This is a genomic window from Mesorhizobium sp. WSM4848, from assembly GCF_055811375.1.
Map to the genome: position 1 here is coordinate 56,249 of NZ_JBVVPX010000023.1, position 16,762 is coordinate 73,010.

17 protein-coding genes are annotated in these 16,762 nt (G+C 63.6%); 5 read left to right on the forward strand and 12 right to left on the reverse strand.

Annotated features, from left to right (window positions below):
- Positions 1 to 79 precede the first annotated feature (79 nt).
- Both AC0L16_RS20710 and olsB read left to right on the forward strand, forming a co-directional pair.
- Entirely contained in the window at positions 80 to 2,368 is a 2,289-nt protein-coding gene (locus AC0L16_RS20710) for an ATP-binding protein (RefSeq protein WP_473622916.1), read from the forward strand.
- Positions 2,369 to 2,545: 177 nt separating this feature from the next.
- Complete coding sequence (gene olsB, locus AC0L16_RS20715) at positions 2,546 to 3,421, forward strand: l-ornithine N(alpha)-acyltransferase (protein WP_473622967.1); 876 nt, start codon at positions 2,546 to 2,548, stop codon at positions 3,419 to 3,421.
- A 145-nt stretch (positions 3,422 to 3,566) separates the two neighbouring features.
- Here olsB and grpE read toward each other — a convergent pair whose 3' ends face one another.
- Positions 3,567 to 4,202 (reverse strand): nucleotide exchange factor GrpE, encoded by a 636-nt coding sequence (grpE, locus tag AC0L16_RS20720; RefSeq protein WP_473622917.1) that lies wholly within the window; start codon positions 4,200 to 4,202, stop codon positions 3,567 to 3,569.
- A gap of 238 nt (positions 4,203 to 4,440) precedes the next feature.
- Between grpE and AC0L16_RS20725 the strand changes: the two genes are divergently transcribed.
- The gene (locus AC0L16_RS20725; RefSeq protein WP_473622919.1) at positions 4,441 to 4,671 is read left to right on the forward strand and encodes a hypothetical protein; all 231 of its coding nucleotides are present in this window, start codon (positions 4,441 to 4,443) and stop codon (positions 4,669 to 4,671) included.
- A gap of 147 nt (positions 4,672 to 4,818) precedes the next feature.
- Complete coding sequence (locus AC0L16_RS20730) at positions 4,819 to 5,841, forward strand: fatty acid desaturase (protein WP_077381075.1); 1,023 nt, start codon at positions 4,819 to 4,821, stop codon at positions 5,839 to 5,841.
- 74 nt (positions 5,842 to 5,915) lie between these two features.
- Here AC0L16_RS20730 and AC0L16_RS20735 read toward each other — a convergent pair whose 3' ends face one another.
- The 6 genes from AC0L16_RS20735 to cysG all read right to left on the reverse strand — a co-directional run bounded on the left by AC0L16_RS20735 (position 5,916) and on the right by cysG (position 11,609).
- Positions 5,916 to 6,536 carry a DJ-1/PfpI family protein gene (locus AC0L16_RS20735; RefSeq protein ID WP_473622921.1) on the reverse strand — a complete coding sequence of 207 codons (621 nt, stop codon included), beginning with the start codon at positions 6,534 to 6,536 and terminating at the stop codon, positions 5,916 to 5,918.
- Positions 6,537 to 6,674: 138 nt separating this feature from the next.
- The gene (locus AC0L16_RS20740) at positions 6,675 to 7,211 is read right to left on the reverse strand and encodes a DUF934 domain-containing protein (RefSeq protein ID WP_473622922.1); all 537 of its coding nucleotides are present in this window, start codon (positions 7,209 to 7,211) and stop codon (positions 6,675 to 6,677) included.
- A 187-nt stretch (positions 7,212 to 7,398) separates the two neighbouring features.
- On the reverse strand, positions 7,399 to 8,163 hold the full coding sequence (locus AC0L16_RS20745) for a phosphoadenylyl-sulfate reductase (protein WP_473622923.1): 765 nt from the start codon (positions 8,161 to 8,163) through the stop codon (positions 7,399 to 7,401).
- Positions 8,138 to 9,808 (reverse strand): nitrite/sulfite reductase, encoded by a 1,671-nt coding sequence (locus tag AC0L16_RS20750; protein WP_473622924.1) that lies wholly within the window; start codon positions 9,806 to 9,808, stop codon positions 8,138 to 8,140. The genes AC0L16_RS20745 and AC0L16_RS20750 overlap by 26 nt, the downstream gene beginning before the upstream one ends.
- Positions 9,809 to 9,855: 47 nt before the next feature.
- Positions 9,856 to 10,161 carry a DUF2849 domain-containing protein gene (locus AC0L16_RS20755; protein WP_473622925.1) on the reverse strand — a complete coding sequence of 102 codons (306 nt, stop codon included), beginning with the start codon at positions 10,159 to 10,161 and terminating at the stop codon, positions 9,856 to 9,858.
- Entirely contained in the window at positions 10,158 to 11,609 is a 1,452-nt protein-coding gene (gene cysG / locus AC0L16_RS20760) for a siroheme synthase CysG (protein ID WP_473622926.1), read from the reverse strand. The genes AC0L16_RS20755 and cysG overlap by 4 nt, the downstream gene beginning before the upstream one ends.
- Positions 11,610 to 12,045: 436 nt before the next feature.
- Here cysG and AC0L16_RS20765 point away from each other — a divergent pair, with 436 nt between their 5' ends.
- A complete protein-coding gene (locus tag AC0L16_RS20765) occupies positions 12,046 to 12,495 on the forward strand; it encodes a baeRF12 domain-containing protein (RefSeq protein WP_473622969.1) in 450 nt (149 codons plus the stop codon).
- Between the two features lie 153 nt (positions 12,496 to 12,648).
- Here the strand turns inward: AC0L16_RS20765 and AC0L16_RS20770 are convergent, their stop codons facing one another.
- From AC0L16_RS20770 to AC0L16_RS20790, 5 genes are all read right to left on the reverse strand, one after another.
- Positions 12,649 to 13,398 (reverse strand): SDR family NAD(P)-dependent oxidoreductase, encoded by a 750-nt coding sequence (locus AC0L16_RS20770; protein WP_473622927.1) that lies wholly within the window; start codon positions 13,396 to 13,398, stop codon positions 12,649 to 12,651.
- A 57-nt stretch (positions 13,399 to 13,455) separates the two neighbouring features.
- Positions 13,456 to 15,711: a transglycosylase domain-containing protein gene (locus AC0L16_RS20775; protein WP_473622929.1), complete on the reverse strand. Its 2,256-nt coding sequence runs from the start codon at positions 15,709 to 15,711 to the stop codon at positions 13,456 to 13,458.
- A 257-nt stretch (positions 15,712 to 15,968) separates the two neighbouring features.
- Positions 15,969 to 16,115, reverse strand: a complete 147-nt coding sequence (locus tag AC0L16_RS20780; protein WP_473622930.1) for a hypothetical protein — start codon at positions 16,113 to 16,115, stop codon at positions 15,969 to 15,971.
- Between the two features lie 23 nt (positions 16,116 to 16,138).
- Positions 16,139 to 16,393 carry a GlsB/YeaQ/YmgE family stress response membrane protein gene (locus tag AC0L16_RS20785; RefSeq protein ID WP_095488341.1) on the reverse strand — a complete coding sequence of 85 codons (255 nt, stop codon included), beginning with the start codon at positions 16,391 to 16,393 and terminating at the stop codon, positions 16,139 to 16,141.
- A 105-nt stretch (positions 16,394 to 16,498) separates the two neighbouring features.
- Complete coding sequence (locus AC0L16_RS20790) at positions 16,499 to 16,747, reverse strand: hypothetical protein (RefSeq protein WP_023797415.1); 249 nt, start codon at positions 16,745 to 16,747, stop codon at positions 16,499 to 16,501.
- Positions 16,748 to 16,762: the final 15 nt, after the last annotated feature.

Sequence of the window (16,762 nt, forward strand, 5' to 3'; positions counted from 1 at the left end):
AGGCAAAAACCACGCGACCGCTAAAATTCGAACGATCCGCCGCAATTTTCCATAATCTCTGTCTGGCAAGGGTTTCCGCATGGTCACGGAATCCGGCATCAGAGAAACAGAGAGCGCCGAAAGCGTCGACGGGATCGCGCCGGAGGCGCCAAGCCGGCAGCATATCACGGCGCCGCCACTGGCGCCTGAATTGCCCGCCGCCAATCGCGAAGGCCTGCCGTTCCTGATGCTCGTCGCCATCGTCGTGCTGGCAGGCCTGTCGCATCTGACCGGCGCGCCGATCTTCATCACCGTCGGCCTTTTGGCGACTGGCATGGCCGGCCTTGCCGCGCATCTGCGTGCCAGGCGCAAGCAGCGTCGCACGGTTGCCCTGCTTGGCGAGACCGCAGCGCGCAGCCGCGCCGAGGTTGAGAGCCTGGCCGACCGCGTGTGGGAGATGCAGGAGAGCGAGGAACGTTTTCGCGGGCTGATCGACGCGCTTGGCGATCTCGTCATCCATCGCGACCGTGACGGCCACATCGTCTATGCCAACAAGGTTTTCGCCGAGCTTGTCGGAGCCGATCAACGCGACCTTGCCGGCAGGGCCCTGGCCGACCTCGGCATCGACGTCGGCATCGTTCCCGATGCCGCTTTTTCCGACCATGAATGCCTGAGCTCCACCGACGTCGCTATTAGCACACCGAGCGGCCCGCGCTGGTTCTCATGGATCGAACTGTCGGTGCGCGACAAGGAGAGCGGTGCTGTCTCGCATCGCGCCATCGCCCGCGACATTACCGCACGCAAGCACGCCGAAACGTCGCTGATCACCGCCCGCGAGCGATCCGAATATGCAAGCCAGGCCAAATCGCGCTTCCTCGCCACCGTCAGCCACGAGATCCGCACGCCGATGAACGGCATCATGGGCATGGCTAAGCTGCTGGCGGACACCGGGCTCTCGCCGCAACAACGGACCTATGTCGGCGCCATCTCGACCTCGGCCAGCGCGCTGCTGGCGCTGATCGAGGACCTGCTCGACTATTCCAAGATCGAGGCCGGCCGCTTCGATCCCGAACCGCAGCCAATGTCGGTGCGCGAGATCGCCGACAACATCGTAGAACTCCTGGCGGCGCGCGCCTTCGCCAAGAATATCGGCCTTGGCTGCCATGTCGAACCCGACGTGCCGCAGATGATATCAGCCGATCCTGGAAGAGTCAGGCAGGTGCTGCTCAACCTCATCGGCAACGCCATCAAGTTCACCGACAGCGGCGGCGTGTTGGTGAGCATCGCTCGTGCCCGCACCGAAACCACCGACCGCATATGCTTCACCGTCACCGACACCGGTCCTGGCCTGCACGAGGACGACTTGGAGCGCATCTTCGAGGAATTCGAACAGGCTGACGGCACCTCGACCCGCGCGCATGGCGGCGCCGGACTCGGTCTTGCCATCTCCAGGCGACTGGTGATCGCCATGGGCGGCACGATCTCGGTTTCGAGTCAGCTCGGCCATGGTTCGGAATTCGTCTTCGAAATCCCTGCAATATCCGCCACCGAACCGCCGCAGAGCCGTCAGGATGCGCTGTCAGGGCGGCGCGCCGTGATCCTGTCGAAGAACGCCATCGAGGCCGACGCCATCGCCCGCACCATCCGCGCCAATGGCGGCAAGGTCGATCTGGCCGCGACCGCCGCCCAGGCAGCGTCCTTCGCCGAAGGCTGCCACGTGCTTTTGGTCGATGCGGCCATGGAGGAAGGCGACGGCAGGTTGCTCAAGCGCCTTCGCCAGAGCGGCTTTGCCGACTGCGAGGCGATCACACTGATCGCGCCGACCGACCGCGGCATGCTGGGCGAGTTCCGCGCCAGCGGCTATGCCACCTTTCTGGCAAGGCCGGTGCGTGGCGAAACGTTGCTTCGCGTGCTTTTGGCCAGCAGCGTGCCTGCCCTCACCCCGCCGCAGCCGGAAAAGCGCGGCGCACCATCCGCCCGCGCCATTGGCAGCCGGCGGCGGGGTCTGTCCGTGCTGATCGCTGAGGATAACGACATCAACGCCATGCTTGCCCGTGCCACGCTGCTGAAGGCCGGGCATCGCGTGAAACTGGTCGGCAACGGCAAGGCCGCCGTCGAGGCCATCACCGGCGCCGACCACAAGTACCGCTTCGACGTGGTGCTGATGGACCTGCATATGCCTGTCATGGATGGGCTGGACGCCATCGCCGCCATCCGCCGGCACGAGGAGGAAACCGCCGTGCCGCCGGTTCCGATCATGGTGCTATCGGCGGACAGTCAGGAAACGACCCGCCACGCAGTGCTCGCCCATGGCGCCAGCGGCTTCGTCACCAAGCCGCTCGACCCCGACGCGCTGGTCCATGCGGTCGAGGGCCACGTGGCCGCGTGATCTGCCGGCTGTCCTTCCCTGGCTTACCTTCAGAACATAGCCGGTTGAAGGGTTGCCCAGCCGACGAAGTATTGCCGGCAGGGCCGCATCACGGTACTGTCACAATCCTGTTGCACCTACACCGTATCCCCGTGCCAAGAGGGATGGCTCGAAGGAGAATCACTCGTGCATACAGTTATGCCGGAATGTGACGCTCGGCCGAACGCCAGCGGTGCTTTGCTCACCGGGCGTAACGTCGATGCCGTCATAAAAGGCGAAGCGCTTGGCCGTATCGGCAACCTCGAAGTGCGGCTCGCACGCAACGAGGCCGAGATCGCCGCCGCGCAGGAAGTGCGCTACCGGGTATTCTATGACGAGCTCGGCGCCAGGAAAACCCTGTTTCAGGTGCAGGACCGCCGCGACGCCGACCATTTTGATCCGCTCTGTGATCACCTGCTCGTCTTCGACACCTCGCTATCCGGTCCCGAGCATCGCCGCATTGTCGGCACCTACCGCCTGTTGCGGCAGGAAATCGCGGCAGCGGCCGGCGGCTTCTATTCCGAGGGCGAGTTTGAGCTGACCAATCTTATCGCCCGCCACCCCGGCCAGCGTTTCCTCGAGCTCGGCCGCTCCTGCGTCTTGCCGGAATACCGTTCGAAGCGCACCATCGAGGCGCTCTGGCAAGGTATTTGGGCCTATATCAACCATTATGGGATCGGCGTGATGACCGGTTGCGCCTCGTTCCCCGGCACCGTGCCGGCGGCGCACGCCGAAGCGCTGACCTATCTCGCCCATCACTGCCGGACGAAATCGGCCTGGGACGTGCGCGCGGTCGCCGGGCGCTACTGCCCCATGGATTTGATGCCGATCGAGGCGGTCAACGCCAAGGCCGCGATCGCGGCGATGCCGCCGCTGGTCAAGGGCTATCTGCGCGTCGGCGCGCGGATCGGCGACGGCTGCGTCATCGACCGCGAATTCTCGACGGTCGACGTGTTCGTGGTGATGCCGGTCAAGGAGATCGGCGCCCGCTACGTCAATTATTATGGCGGGGAAGCCCAGCGCTTCGCGGCGTGAGTAGGGTAGTAAGGGAATAAGGCAGTAGGGGAGTAGGGGAGTAGGGGAAAGAGAAGGCACTGGCCGGAGTAGGCAATTGCTCTGCTTTACCGCAGGTAGCGTTATCCCCTACTCCCGTACTGCCCTACTCCCCTACTCCCCTAACTTACGCATCCTTCTCAGCTTGCTCATTCACCGGCCCTGGCTCGACCGGCGCTTCACCAGCCACATGCTTGGGACCGCCCTTGGCAACGCCGACCATGGCCGGCCGCAGCACCCGCTCGCCGATCGAATAGCCTGGCTGCACGACCTGGACCACCGTGTTGGCCGGCACCTCCGGATTGGGCACCTCGAACATCGCCTGGTGAAAATTCGGGTCGAATTTCTCGCCTTCCGGCTCGAGCTTCTTCACTCCGTGCCGCTCGAGCGCCGATAGCATGGCGCGCTCGGTGAGCTCGACGCCCTCGATCAGTGACTTCAAACCGGCATCACCCGACGCCTTGGACTCAGCCGGGATCGCATCCAGCGCGCGACGCAGATTGTCCGATACCGACAGCATGTCACGGGCGAAATTGGCAACCGCATAGGCACGTGCATCGTGCACGTCACGGGCGGTACGGCGGCGCAGATTCTCCATCTCGGCTGCGACGCGGAGCGCGCGGTCCTTCAACTCGTCGTTTTCCTTTAGCAGCCGCACAAGCGCTTCATAGTCGCCGTCGGCGCTGCCTTCCGGGCGTTCGGTGGCAGCCCCGGTCGTCTCGGCTTCATCGGGCGCGCGTTCGTCTTTTGCCTGGTCGCTCATCGCCGTTTCCCGTCATTTCGAATGGTGTGGATTTGTGCCCGATATCGAGGTTTGGCGGCCAAAAATCAAGGGGGCAAGCGATACTGGAGCGGCCGCCCGCGCTTCGACGACGCATCATGAAGACCTTTCGATATTAATTCAAATTTTACTGTAATCGCCGGCTTTGCTTGCCAAGATGCTGCGATGGGGGAACCATTCGTCTGCTGGAAGAGTTTCGAAACCGACACAGGATTTTGAGATGGCGACCCGCAACGACGGCGACCGTAAGAATGGCGCCCGCAACGATGACGAAAGACGTGAACGGCTCGCGGCCGGCCTCAGGCGCCAGTTCGGCACCGAGGCTACGGTCCGCTTTCTGCGTGCGTTGCCGGCGTTCCGAACGGAGAACGACATTCCCGACCGTTTCAAGGAATTGCTCGACCGCCTGGACGGCATCGAGGGCAGCGTAGCCAGTCGCCGGCCGCGGTAGTCGAATACATTCGCCTGACATTGCAGGCTGCCGGGTCCAAGCATGCCCTTCCGAATGGAGCACCTTGCGCGTCGCGCGACAATTACCCGCAGTAACTTGGCGTGATGCCTGCCTTGCGGCGACGGAATGGTCCGTCTATGCTTCCTGATGAACATGATTTCCCCCGAAGCTGTAGCGAACAGCAAGCGTGCCTGGTTGAAAATCCTGGCGCGCTACAAGAAACCTGACAGGCGGCGCAGCGCCGTCGAACTTGCCATCACCCTCATCCCTTTTGCCACCCTGTGGGCCCTGTCCTCGGCTGCCTATGCCTATGGCCATTGGTGGGGTCTGATCCTCATCCTTCCGGCCGCCGGCTTTTTGGTGCGGATCTTCATGATTCAGCACGATTGCGGCCATGGTTCCTTCTTCGCCAACCGCACCGCCGACGACTGGATCGGCCGCGGCCTGGGCATCCTGACTTTGACGCCTTACGATTGTTGGCGACGTGCCCACGCAACCCATCATGCCAGCGCCGGCAATCTCGATGAGCGCGGCACGGGCGACATCAAGACGCTGACTGTCGCGGAATATCGGCAAATGTCATGGCGGGGCCGCCTTGCCTATCGTCTCTATCGCCATCCGCTCGTCATGTTCGGCCTCGGCCCCATTTGGCTTTTCATTTTTGAGCAGAGACTGCCGGTCGGCATGATGCGAGGCGGCCTCACGCCTTGGGTGTCGTCGATGGCCACCAACGCGGCCATCGCGGTCGCCGCTGCCGCCCTCGTCTGGTTCGTCGGCCTCGAAGCGTTCCTGGTCGTCCATTTACCCATCGTCGTTCTCGCCGGGTCCGCCGGCATCTGGCTGTTCTATGTCCAGCACCAGTTCGAAGAGACCGAGTGGGCAAAGGACTCCGAATGGGAGTTCCAGCATGCGGCCCTGCACGGCTCGTCCTATTACGACCTGCCGCCGGTACTGAACTGGTTCACCGGCAATATCGGCGTCCATCACGTGCACCATCTCTCCGCCAAGGTGCCGTGCTATCGTCTGCAGGAGGTCCTGAGGGACTATCCGGAACTGCGCGAAATTGGCCGCGTCACGCTTCTCGACAGCCTGCGCTGCGTCAAGCTGGCGCTGTGGGATGAGAGCCGCAGCAAGCTGGTGTCGTTTCGCGAAGCGCGGATGACTGCGTAAAGCGCGTCCTAAAAAGAACGCGTGGCGCTGTAAAGCCGCCGCACCACGGGCGCGGCGGCTTTCCAAGATCCAGCTCAAGCCGCCTGGCGTTCGTCGCGCATCACGATCTCGCCGTGGCGAATCTCGGTGCCGAGCACTTTCAGGCATTCGCGCATGAAGGCGGCCAGCCCTGGCCAGCCCTTGGCCGACACCAGATTGCCGTCGACATGGGCGCCGGTCGGCGCGACATCGATGTAGGTGCCGCCGGCGAGCGTGACTTCCGGCTCGCAATACTGCAGCGCCGCGACCTCCCTGCCACGCAGCACGCCGTCGACCGCCATCAGGATCTGGGCGCCGTGGCAGATGGTGAAGATCGGCTTGCCGGTCTCGTGGAAATGCCGCACCAGCGCCTGCACGCGCTTGTCGATGCGGATATATTCCGGCCCGCGACCGCCTGCCGCATAGACGGCATCGTATTCAGCCGGATTGGCCTCGGAAAACGTCTTGTTGAGTATGTAGTCGTGACCGAGCTTTTCAGTATAGGTCTGGTGACCCTCGAAGTCGTGCAGCGACGTCTTCAGGATGTCGCCCGCCTTCTTGTCTGGACACACGACATGGACCGTGTGGCCGACCGCATGCATGGCCTGTTCAAAGACGAAAATCTCGTATTCCTCGCTGAACTCGCCAACGAGCATCAATATCTTCTTACCAGCCATTTCCCGGTTCCTCCCTTGGTGGCGATATTTATTTCGGATCGCGAAATAATAGGCCCTATCTTAAGGTGCGGATGCCGAAAATAAAAGATTGAATCGGCAAAGTGGTCCGACCAGATGCGACCTGCTCCGTCGGGAAGATCAGCCGGCGCGCACCCGCCGCCAGGAATATTTGGGGCCTTTGGCCTCCGGCTTCACGGTCGGCTGGTAGGACAGCGGCAGACCGCCGGTGCGGCCTTCCTCCAGCCGTTTCAGCAACACTGGATTTGATACTTCGAACTCGTCGAAGCCGAGGCGCAGCATATGCGGAAGCTGGTCGACCAGAACCTGTCCGGTGGCGCGGACCGCGCCCTCGAAACGGTAGCGGCTGCGCAGCAGTTCGCCCTTGGAGAAGGAGCGGCCGTCACTGAAAGCCGGGAAGGCCAGCGCCACCAGCGATATCTGGTCGAGCAGGTCCGCGATCTTTTCGAGCTGATCGCCGGGCTGAAGCAGCACGCCGATGCGCTCCTTCGCCGACCGGCGCACCGCCGGATCGAGGTCGAGAAACACCTGCAACGGCAGGATGAAGCGGCCATTGCCCGACAGCGCGTCGGCGCTCTCGGCATGGCTCCACTCGTCCTCGCTAAAACCTGTCGGGGTCCAGAGGCGGGTGGCGTTTTCCACTATCGATTCACTCATCGAGAAATTCCCAAGTCCACAAAATTCTAAAGTTCAAAACGCTCGAGGGTGTGCTGAGATTCAGGTCAGGCCGAGCCGAGAATGGTGGCTTCCGAGAACCGGAGCGGAGCGTACTTTGGGTACGTGAGCACCGGAAGCGCAGGAAGCCGCCATTCGCAGGCCGGCCTCACCTGAATATCGACATACCCTAAAGCGATGCGTCGGTCAGCGACTTCTCCAGCCCCGACAAATGGATGCCGCACTCGGTCTTGGCGTGCCCCGCCCAGCGGCCGCTGCGCGCGTCCTCGCCCGGCTGCACCGGCTGCGTGCACGGGAAGCAGCCAATCGAGAGATAGCCATAGGCGACCAGCGGGTTCTCACGCAGCGCATGCGCGCGCATATAGTTGGCCTGGTCCGATGTCGTCCAATGCGCCAGCGGATTGATGCGGATGCGCGAGCCGACCGCCTCGAACACCGGCAGGGATGCCCGCGTCGTCGCCTGAAAACGCTTGCGGCCGGTGAACCAAGCTCGGAACGGTTCGACGCCGCGCGCCAACGGCTCGACCTTGCGGACCTCGCAGCAGGCGTCGGTGTCGGTTTCGTTCAGGTTGCCGCTCGGATCGATCCGTTCGAGCGCCGCTTCTTCGGGCGTGATCACCCTGATATCGGTCAGCCCGAAATCGGCAACCAGCGCGTCGCGATAGCCGAGCGTCTCCTCGAAGTGCTTGCCGGTGTCGAGGAAGATGACCGGCAGCGTCCGGTCGATCTTGGCGATCATGTGCAGCAGCACCGCCGAATCCGCGCCGAACGACGAAACAACGGCGATTTCACCGTGAAACAATTCCCGGGCCGACCGCTCGATGATCTCCAGCGGCTTCAGATGACCATAGAGCGCATCGAGCCCCGCCGCTTCGGCGGCGATGCCGGCCTCTGCGTCGACGATACGATCAAGCGGCCTTGGCTTCGCCAGCATAGAGCGCCTCCTTGAACGGCGCGGGACCGACACGGCGGTAGGCGTCGATGAATTTTTCGTTTCTGTCGAGCCGGAGGCCGAGATAGGTCTCGACGATCTGCTCGATGGCGTCGGTGATCTCTGCCGAGCTGAAGCCGCGGCCGATGATCTCGCCGACCGAGGTGTTCTCGTCGGCCGAGCCGCCGAGCGTCACCTGGTAGAGTTCGGCGCCCTTCTTCTCGACGCCGAGGATGCCGATATGGCCGACATGGTGATGGCCGCAGGCATTGATGCAGCCGGAAATCTTCAGCTTCAATTCGCCGATCTCGCGCTGCCGCTCGAGCGAAGCGAAACGAAGCGAGATTTCCTGCGCCACCGGAATCGAGCGCGCCGTGGCCAGCGCGCAATAATCGAGGCCCGGGCACGAGATGATGTCTGATATCAGGTTGGAATTGGCGGTCGCCAGTCCGATGTCGACCAGCGCGTCATAGACCGCCTTGAGGTCGGCGCGCGCGACATGCGGCAGGATCAGGTTCTGCTCGTGGCTGACGCGTAGCTCGTCGAAAGCATACTTTTCGGCAAGGTCGGCGACCGCTTCCATCTGGCTGTCGGAGGCGTCGCCCGGCGCTTCGCCAATGCCCTTGAGCGAGATGGTCACGGCGGCATAATCGGGGTGGCGGTGGGTCACCACGTTCTGGTCGAGCCACTCCGAAAAGCTCTTCGAATCGAGGCGGGCGAGCTTGACGGCCTCGTCGCCTTCCGGCCGTTCGACCAGCGCCGGTGGTGCGAAATAGGCATCGATGGCGCGGATGTCGGCTTCCGGCAGCTTTAGATCAGCATCCTTCAGCTCCTGCCATTCGGCCTCGACCTGGCGGGTGATCTCCTCGACGCCGGTCTCGTGGACGAGGATCTTGATGCGCGCCTTGTATTTGTTGTCGCGGCGGCCGTAGAGGTTGTAAACGCGCAGGATCGCCGTGCAATAGGACAGAAGGTCGGCCTCGGGCAGGAAGTCGCGGATCTTCTTGGCGATCATCGGCGTACGGCCCTGGCCGCCGCCGACATAGACGGCGAAACCGAGTTCGCCGGCAGCGTTCTTCTTCAAATGCAGGCCGATGTCATGCGTCTGGATGGCGGCGCGGTCGCGCTCGGCGCCGGTCACCGCGATCTTGAATTTTCTCGGCAGGAACGAGAATTCGGGATGTACCGACGACCATTGGCGCAGGATTTCCGCATAAGGACGCGGATCGGCCACCTCGTCGGCGGCGGCACCGGCAAAGTGGTCGGCGGTGACGTTGCGGATGCAGTTGCCGCTGGTCTGGATGGCGTGCATCTCGACACCAGCCAGATCGGCCAGGATCGCCGGAATGTCCGACAGCGCCGGCCAGTTGAACTGGATGTTCTGGCGCGTCGTGAAATGGCCGTAGCCCTTGTCGTATTTGCGGGCGATGTGGCCGAGCATGCGCAGCTGCTTGCTGTTCAGCGTGCCGTAAGGCACCGCGATGCGCAGCATGTAGGCATGCAACTGCAGGTAGACGCCGTTCATCAGCCGCAGCGGCCGGAATTGATCCTCGGTGATCTCGCCGGCAAGCCGCCGCGCGACCTGATCGCTGAACTCGGCGACGCGGGCCTGGACGAAATCGTGATCGAACTCATCGTAACGGTACATGTCTGGTCTTTCCGGGCGCGTCCGCCCGTTTTCTTCAATGTGGTCGTTTACGCCGCCCGGGCGGCTACCGGGCGGGCCTGCTTGCCCAGGTCGTTGCGGTTGGTCGGTCCGGCGGCGCGGATCTTTTCGCGCAGCCGGACCGGCTCGACCACACCATTGGCGACGGTCACGTCGATCAGATTGACGTCGACCACTTCATTGTTGGCAGAAGCCGTGGCGCCGATCACCTCCAGCCGGTCTTCAGCCGCCTTGTCATAGGCGACATCGGCATTGTCGATGGTCTCGGCCCAGCCGCCATTGGCGTACCAGACGGCTTCGCCGTCGGCGAGGCGGTTTGCAGTCAGAACTTTCATCGTTCAGCTCCTTCGGCGGCTGTTTGGGCCGCGCCTTCATGCCTGTGTGCCGCCAGCGGCTCGGAACGTTCAAAATTGGCGCCGGCGACCGCATCGCCGATGATCGTCATGACCGGACCGGTAAGGTCCGCGCGGACCTCCAGCGACGGCAAGTCGGCGAGCGTGCCGTGGAAACGGCGGCGGTTGGCAAGGCTGGCATTCTCGACCACGGCGACCGCCGTATCCGGCGACAGGCCGGCCTCGATCAGCCGGCCGGCAACCTCGGCCGCGACCGAGCGGCCCATATAGACGGCGACCGTAGCGCCGGAAATGGCGAGCTTGGCCCAGTCGGGCAGCGAATTTCCCTTGAGGTCGTGGCCGGTTGTGAACACCATCGATGACGACACGCCGCGCAGCGTCAGCGGCAGCTCGAAATCGGCAGCGGCGGCGAAGGCCGCGGTGACGCCCGGAACCACCTCATAGGCGATGCCGGCATCGCGCAGCGCTGCCATTTCCTCGCCCGCCCGGCCGAACACCAGCGGATCGCCGGATTTCAGCCGCACGACGCGCTTGCCGTCGCGGCCGAGCTCGATCAGCAGCGCGTTGATCTCGGCCTGGCTCTTGGTGTGGCAGCCCTTGCGTTTGCCCACCGGCAGACGCTCGGCGTCGCGACGGCCCATGGCGACGATCGCCTCCGGCACCAGCGCATCATGGACGATGACATCGGCTTCCATCAGCAGGCGGTGGGCGCGCAGCGTCAGCAGGTCCTCGGCGCCCGGGCCAGCTCCTACCAAGGCAACATGGCCCGATGCCGGCGCATTCGAAAGCAACAGGTCGACGGCGGCATCATGCGCCTGCGAAAGCTGGCCGGCGTCGATGGCGCGAGCCGGCGCGCCATCGAAAAACTCGCTCCAGAAGCGGCGGCGGGCATTGCCTTTCGGCAGCAATCTCTCAGCGGTGCCGCGCAACGAGGCAGCAAGCGAAGCAAGCGGCCCGAGCGACGGCGACAGCATGCGGTCGATGCGGCTGCGCAGCATCTGGGCAAGCACCGGTCCGGCCCCTTCCGTGCCGATGGCAATGGCGACCGGCGCGCGGTTGACCAGCGCCGGGGTGAAGAAATCGCACAGCTGCGGCCGGTCGACGGCATTGACCGGAATGCCCAGCCGGCGCGCGTCCTCGGCAACGCGGCGGTCAAGCGCCTCGTTGCCGCTGGCAGCAAACACCATCACCGCGCCTTCGAGATGCGCGGCCTCGTAGGCGGCAGCGATGTGGCCGGCGCCATTCGCGGCGATGAAGGCCAGCAATTCGGGCTCGGGGACATCGGCTATGATGCGCAGGACGGCGCTCGACTGGCCGATCAGCCGCGCCTTGGCCAGAGCCTCCTCGCCGCTGCCGACGATGGCCACGGTTTCGCCCTCGACCCGCATGAAGACGGGAAAGGCGTTGAGCTTGGCGGGGGCATTCGGCATAGCGAGCGGAATCCTGAATACGCTGTCGGTTTTACGCGCGGGCGCGAAAAAGCAGAAGGAACGCACTCGCGCATCGCTTCGTGCGAAGCAATCGCTTTTCCGCAAGCACCAAAGGCAGGAGAAAAAAATTCCACACCCGCGAGTGGAGCGCATCCAAGCCGCTGTTGCGCGCCTTGATCTGCGGCCGTTCTAGCGCCAAGCGAAGTATATTACAAAACACTTTTTTCTAAATTCTACCAATCTAGTAGATTAAAGCCCACATGCGCTGAACACCGTCATCCCAGTTGGTTGGCTCGCTCGCCGTGCTTGTCGTCACCGGAACATTCCTGCCTCGGCGCGCGTTTGCCTCTGCGAATCCGAGCCTGGCTGTTCAGCTACGGCAATGGCTCCAGAAACGGGCCTGAAAAACCATGAAAACAGAAAAAGGAGCGCTCCGGTGAATAACCTCAAGCTGAAACGCGGACTGTGGGTCGTGGTGGCCGACGGCGAGAAGGCACTGTTCCTCGAGAACCGTGGTGATACCCAATATCCCGACCTTCAGGTCGTGCAGGAGATGGAACAGGCAAATCCGGCGACGCGAGAGCAAGGTTCGGACCGCCCCGGCCGCTACAGCGACGGCCCGTCCGTCCACCGCAGCGCAGTCGAGGACACTGACTGGCATCGCCTCGGCAAGGAGCGTTTCGCCGATGAAGTTGCCGAGCGGCTGTACAAGCTCGCGCATCGCGGCGCCTTCAAGGAGATGGTGCTGATCGCACCGCCGCAGGTACTGGGCGACATGCGTCGAAAACTGCACAAGGAAGTTGCCGAGAAAATCACAGTGGAAATTCCCAAGACGCTGACCAACCACACCATAGTCGACATCGAAAACCTGCTGGAGCGCGCCTGATCGGGCATCAGCCTGCGCCGCCCCTTACCCTCTCCCCGTGAAGAACGGGGAGAGGGTTCGCCGGCGTTGCGGTCAAGCCCCTTCTCCCCGTCGTTCTCGGGGAGAACGTCCCGGCAGGGGGATGAGGGGCAGAGTCAACGATCGATCAAAAGCTCACACGTGCTGGCCGCCATTGATGTGGATTTCCGAGCCCGTCACATAGGACGCCTGCTGCGAGCACAGGAAGAAGATGATGTCGGCGACTTCCGCCGTGGTGCCCAGCCGCCGCAGCGGAATCGTCTCGACGATCTTTTCCGTGCCCGGTGACAGGATCGCCGTGTCGATCTCGCCGGGTGCGATGGCGTTGACGCGGATGCCGTGCGGGCCGAAATCATGCGCCATTTCGCGCGTCAGCGAGCCGAGCGCCGCCTTCGACGTCGCATAGGCGGTGCCGGCGAAGGGATGCACGCGAGTGCCGGCGATAGAGGTGACGTTGACGATCGAGCCCTTGGCCGACGCCAGTTCCCTGAACAATCCCCGTGCCAGCATGATCGGCGCGAAGAAATTGACCTGGAACACGTCGCGCCAGACATGCATCGGCGTGTCGATCGAATTCATGCGGCTGTTGCCGTCCTTGAGCTTCGGCGAGATACCGGCATTGTTGACCAGCGCATGAAGCTGGCCGCCATGCGCCTCCAGCCGATGGCGGATCTCCGAGATCGCGATGCCGACATCCTCCTGGTCGGCGAGGTCGACCTTGATATGGTCCTCCGGACCGGCCGGCCACGGGCAGTCGTCGGCAAAGGCCTGGCGCGAGCAGGTGATGACGCGCCAGCCTTCGCGCGAAAAACGCTTGACCGTAGCATGGCCGATGCCGCGGCTGGCGCCGGTCAGCACGATGGTCTTTCTGGTGTCGGTCTCCATTCACGATCTCTCTTTAACCCGCAGATGTAGCGGAACACTGCAGCGATGACGAGGGGGTCAGCCGCCGGTGAGGATGTCGAGGATCGAGGTTTGCCGCTTCTTGACCGGGCCGCCGACATCGGCGGGCGGCACCGGGCGCTTGATCGATGCGGTTGTGCCGCCACCGCCCGGCATGCCGAAGCCGCCGGCATCGACCGTTTCGGCGGGGCGCACGGCGCGAGGGGGCGACGCTTTTTGGGCGGACGGCGCGGATTGGCCAACCGAAGCGGACGGCGCCGGCGCCGGTTGCGCCGTGTTGGGCGGTAATTCGTCCTGCACGATCGTATCGGCAGGCGTCGACCTCCATGTTCCAGGTAGCGGCCGCACCGGCACGCCTTCGTGCGCGGCGACCATGAACTCGTGCCAGGCCTGCGCCGGAAGCGCGCCGCCGGTGACCTTCTTCATCGGACCGCCATCGTCATTGCCGAACCAGACTCCGGTGGTGAGATTGGCGGTATAGCCGATGAACCAGGCGTCGCGCGAGTTCTGGCTGGTGCCGGTCTTGCCGGCGGCCGGCCAGGCAAAGGCCGCCTTCCTGGCAGTGCCGATTTCGACAGTGCCCATCATCATCGAGTTCATCATGCCGACGATCTCGGGCTTGACGACGCGCGGGGCGCCACCGCCGTTGTTGTCGTAGAGCACCTTGCCGCCGGCTGTCGTCACGCGGCGGATGAAATGGACTTCCGGCCGGTAGCCACCATTGGCGAAGGGGACATAGGCCGACGTCAGTTCCAGCGGCGTCACTTCAGAGGTGCCGAGCGCGATCGAGGTGTTGGCCGTGAGGTCGGACTCGACACCCATGCGATGCGCCGCCTCGACGACCGCGTCAGGCCCGACTTCCATGGTCAGCTGGGCGGCCACCGAGTTCAGCGATTTCGCCAGCGCCGTCGCCAGCGTGACCTTGCCGAAATACTTGCCGCCGTAATTGGTTGGCGTCCATTTGCCAATTTTGATCGGCGCGTCGTTGCGCACGCTGTCGGGTGTGCGGCCGGCCTCCAGCGCCGCCATGTAAACGAAGGGCTTGAACGCCGAGCCCGGCTGGCGGCGCGCCTCCGAGGCGCGATCGAACTGGCTGGTCGAATAATCATAGCCACCGACCATGGCGCGTACCGCGCCGGAATTGTCGATCGACACCAGCACGCCCTGGCTGGCATTGAGCTTCTTGCCGCTGCCGTCGATCAGCCGGCGGATCGATTGTTCGGCGAGCTTCTGCAGCGTCAGGTCGACGGTGGTGTCGACGATGATGTCGCCGCGCACGTCGCCGATCAGGTCGGGAAGTTCTTCCACGATGGCGTCGGCGACGTAGTTTTCCGAGCCCGTCCAGTAGGATGCCACCCGCGACGCCGGCGCGCTCATCGCCGTGGTCAGTTCCTTGGCGCTGATCTTGCCTTCGTCGCGCATGGCGGCGAGAACAAGCTGCGAGCGCCGCTCGGCGGCCTTCGGGTCACGCGCCGGAGACAGTCGCGACGGCGCTTTCAACAGGCCGGCGAGAAGTGCGGCTTCGGGCAGCGTGACGTCGCGCGCGCTCTTGCCGAAATAGCGGCGCGAGGCCGCCTCGACACCATAGGCGCCGGAGCCGAAATAGACCCGGTTGAGATACATCTCGAGGATCTGGTCCTTGGTGTGCTTGTGCTCGAGCCACAGCGCCAGAAGCACTTCCTGCACCTTGCGTTCCAGCGTGCGATCGGGCGTCAGAAACAGGTTTTTCGCCAATTGCTGGGTCAGCGTCGAGCCGCCCTGCGAAAAACGCCCGCCGACAACGTTGGCCACCATGGCTCTGGACAGACCGATCGGGTCGATTCCCAAATGCGAATAGAAGCGGCGATCTTCGATGGCGATGACGGCCTCGGGAATATAGGTCGACATTTCATGCAGGCCGACGGTTTCGCCGCCGCTCATGCCGCGATTGGCGAGCAGTTTTCCGTCGACCGAGACGATCCTGATGTTGGGCGCGCGGTCGGGGATGGCCCAGGTGGTGGCCGCCGGCATTTTCGCGCCGTAATAGACGACGATGCCGGCGGCGGCGATGCCGCCCCAGATGGCCAGCACGAAGCACCAGTAAGACAACCGGCCGAGCATGCCGAAAAGGCCGCGCCGGCTTTTGCCGCGTCCGCGACGCGACGCTTTTGTCCTGGCCGATTGGCGCTTTGCAGAGGTCTTGCGGTTGCTCGGCACGACGCGATCCTCCTCGCTCACCGAAAAACCGGCCGAGGATTTCGCCCGCGGCGGTCCCTCGAAGCTCGGTTCGATGCGGCTGTCTCTGCGGTTCGCCATGCGCTGTGCTGTCTGTCCCGATGCCTGTCGCATCGGCCCGAAAATCGAGATCGATTTTCGGAAAAGACGATGCGAAGCTTCAAAGTCTTAGAGCGTGCGTCCGAACGGACGAACGTTGCTCCATGGCGTTCGGGGTGCAGAGTAGATGCGGCGATTTAAGGGCGAGTTAAGTCGTACGCGGGCACTGCCGGTCGACCGGCTGTCGATGCCAGCGAAGACGGCCAGCGTGTCGAGAGCGTGCGGCCGCCAACACCCGCTCAATTCTGCTGGATCGATATACCCTTGTCGTCGATCTTGAGTTCCACGCCCTCCGGCCTGGTTTGCTCGCGATAGACATAGGTGCCGAGCGCGATGACCACGACGACGAGCCCGCCGATGATGAGATAGAGCATGTTCTGTTTCATGGCGCCCTTGATGTGCTTCGAGATCAGGCCTGCTTCACCAGCTTGATCAGCACGAGCAGGATCACGGCGCCGATCGTGGCGTGGATAATGGAGGCAAATATGCCGCCGCCTATGGCGAATCCGAGCCTTGGGAAGAGCCAGCCGGCGATCAAGGCGCCGACGATGCCGACGACGATATTGCCGACCAGGCCGAGGCCGAAACCCTTGACGATCAAGCCGGCGAGCCAGCCGGCGATGGCGCCGATGATGATGAAGACAAGCAGGCTTTCAGTACCCATTGCAGATCCCTCCCGAGCGAATGGTCGCGGAGCAAAAATCTCCGAATCGACCTCCGATCGCAACAGGTCCAACCTATTGGAAAGAAGCCGGCGCCGCCAGCGGCGTCATTCGCCGTCGTCATCGCCGGATGCAGGCCGCCAGCTGATCGGCTCGATCTTTCTTTGCGTATGACCGTCCGTATAGGCCCACCAGCCGGTGTCGTTCTCGTCCCAGTCGCCGCCGGCCGCTTTCAGCCGGTCGAGCGACCTGTACTGGGCGATGGATTCGTTCATCACCCCGTCGCTGTCCTTCCAGTAGACGGTGACCTTCGAGCCATCCCTGGGTGCTGTTTCGATCGGTTTTCTGGCAGCCATCTCATCCCCTCCATC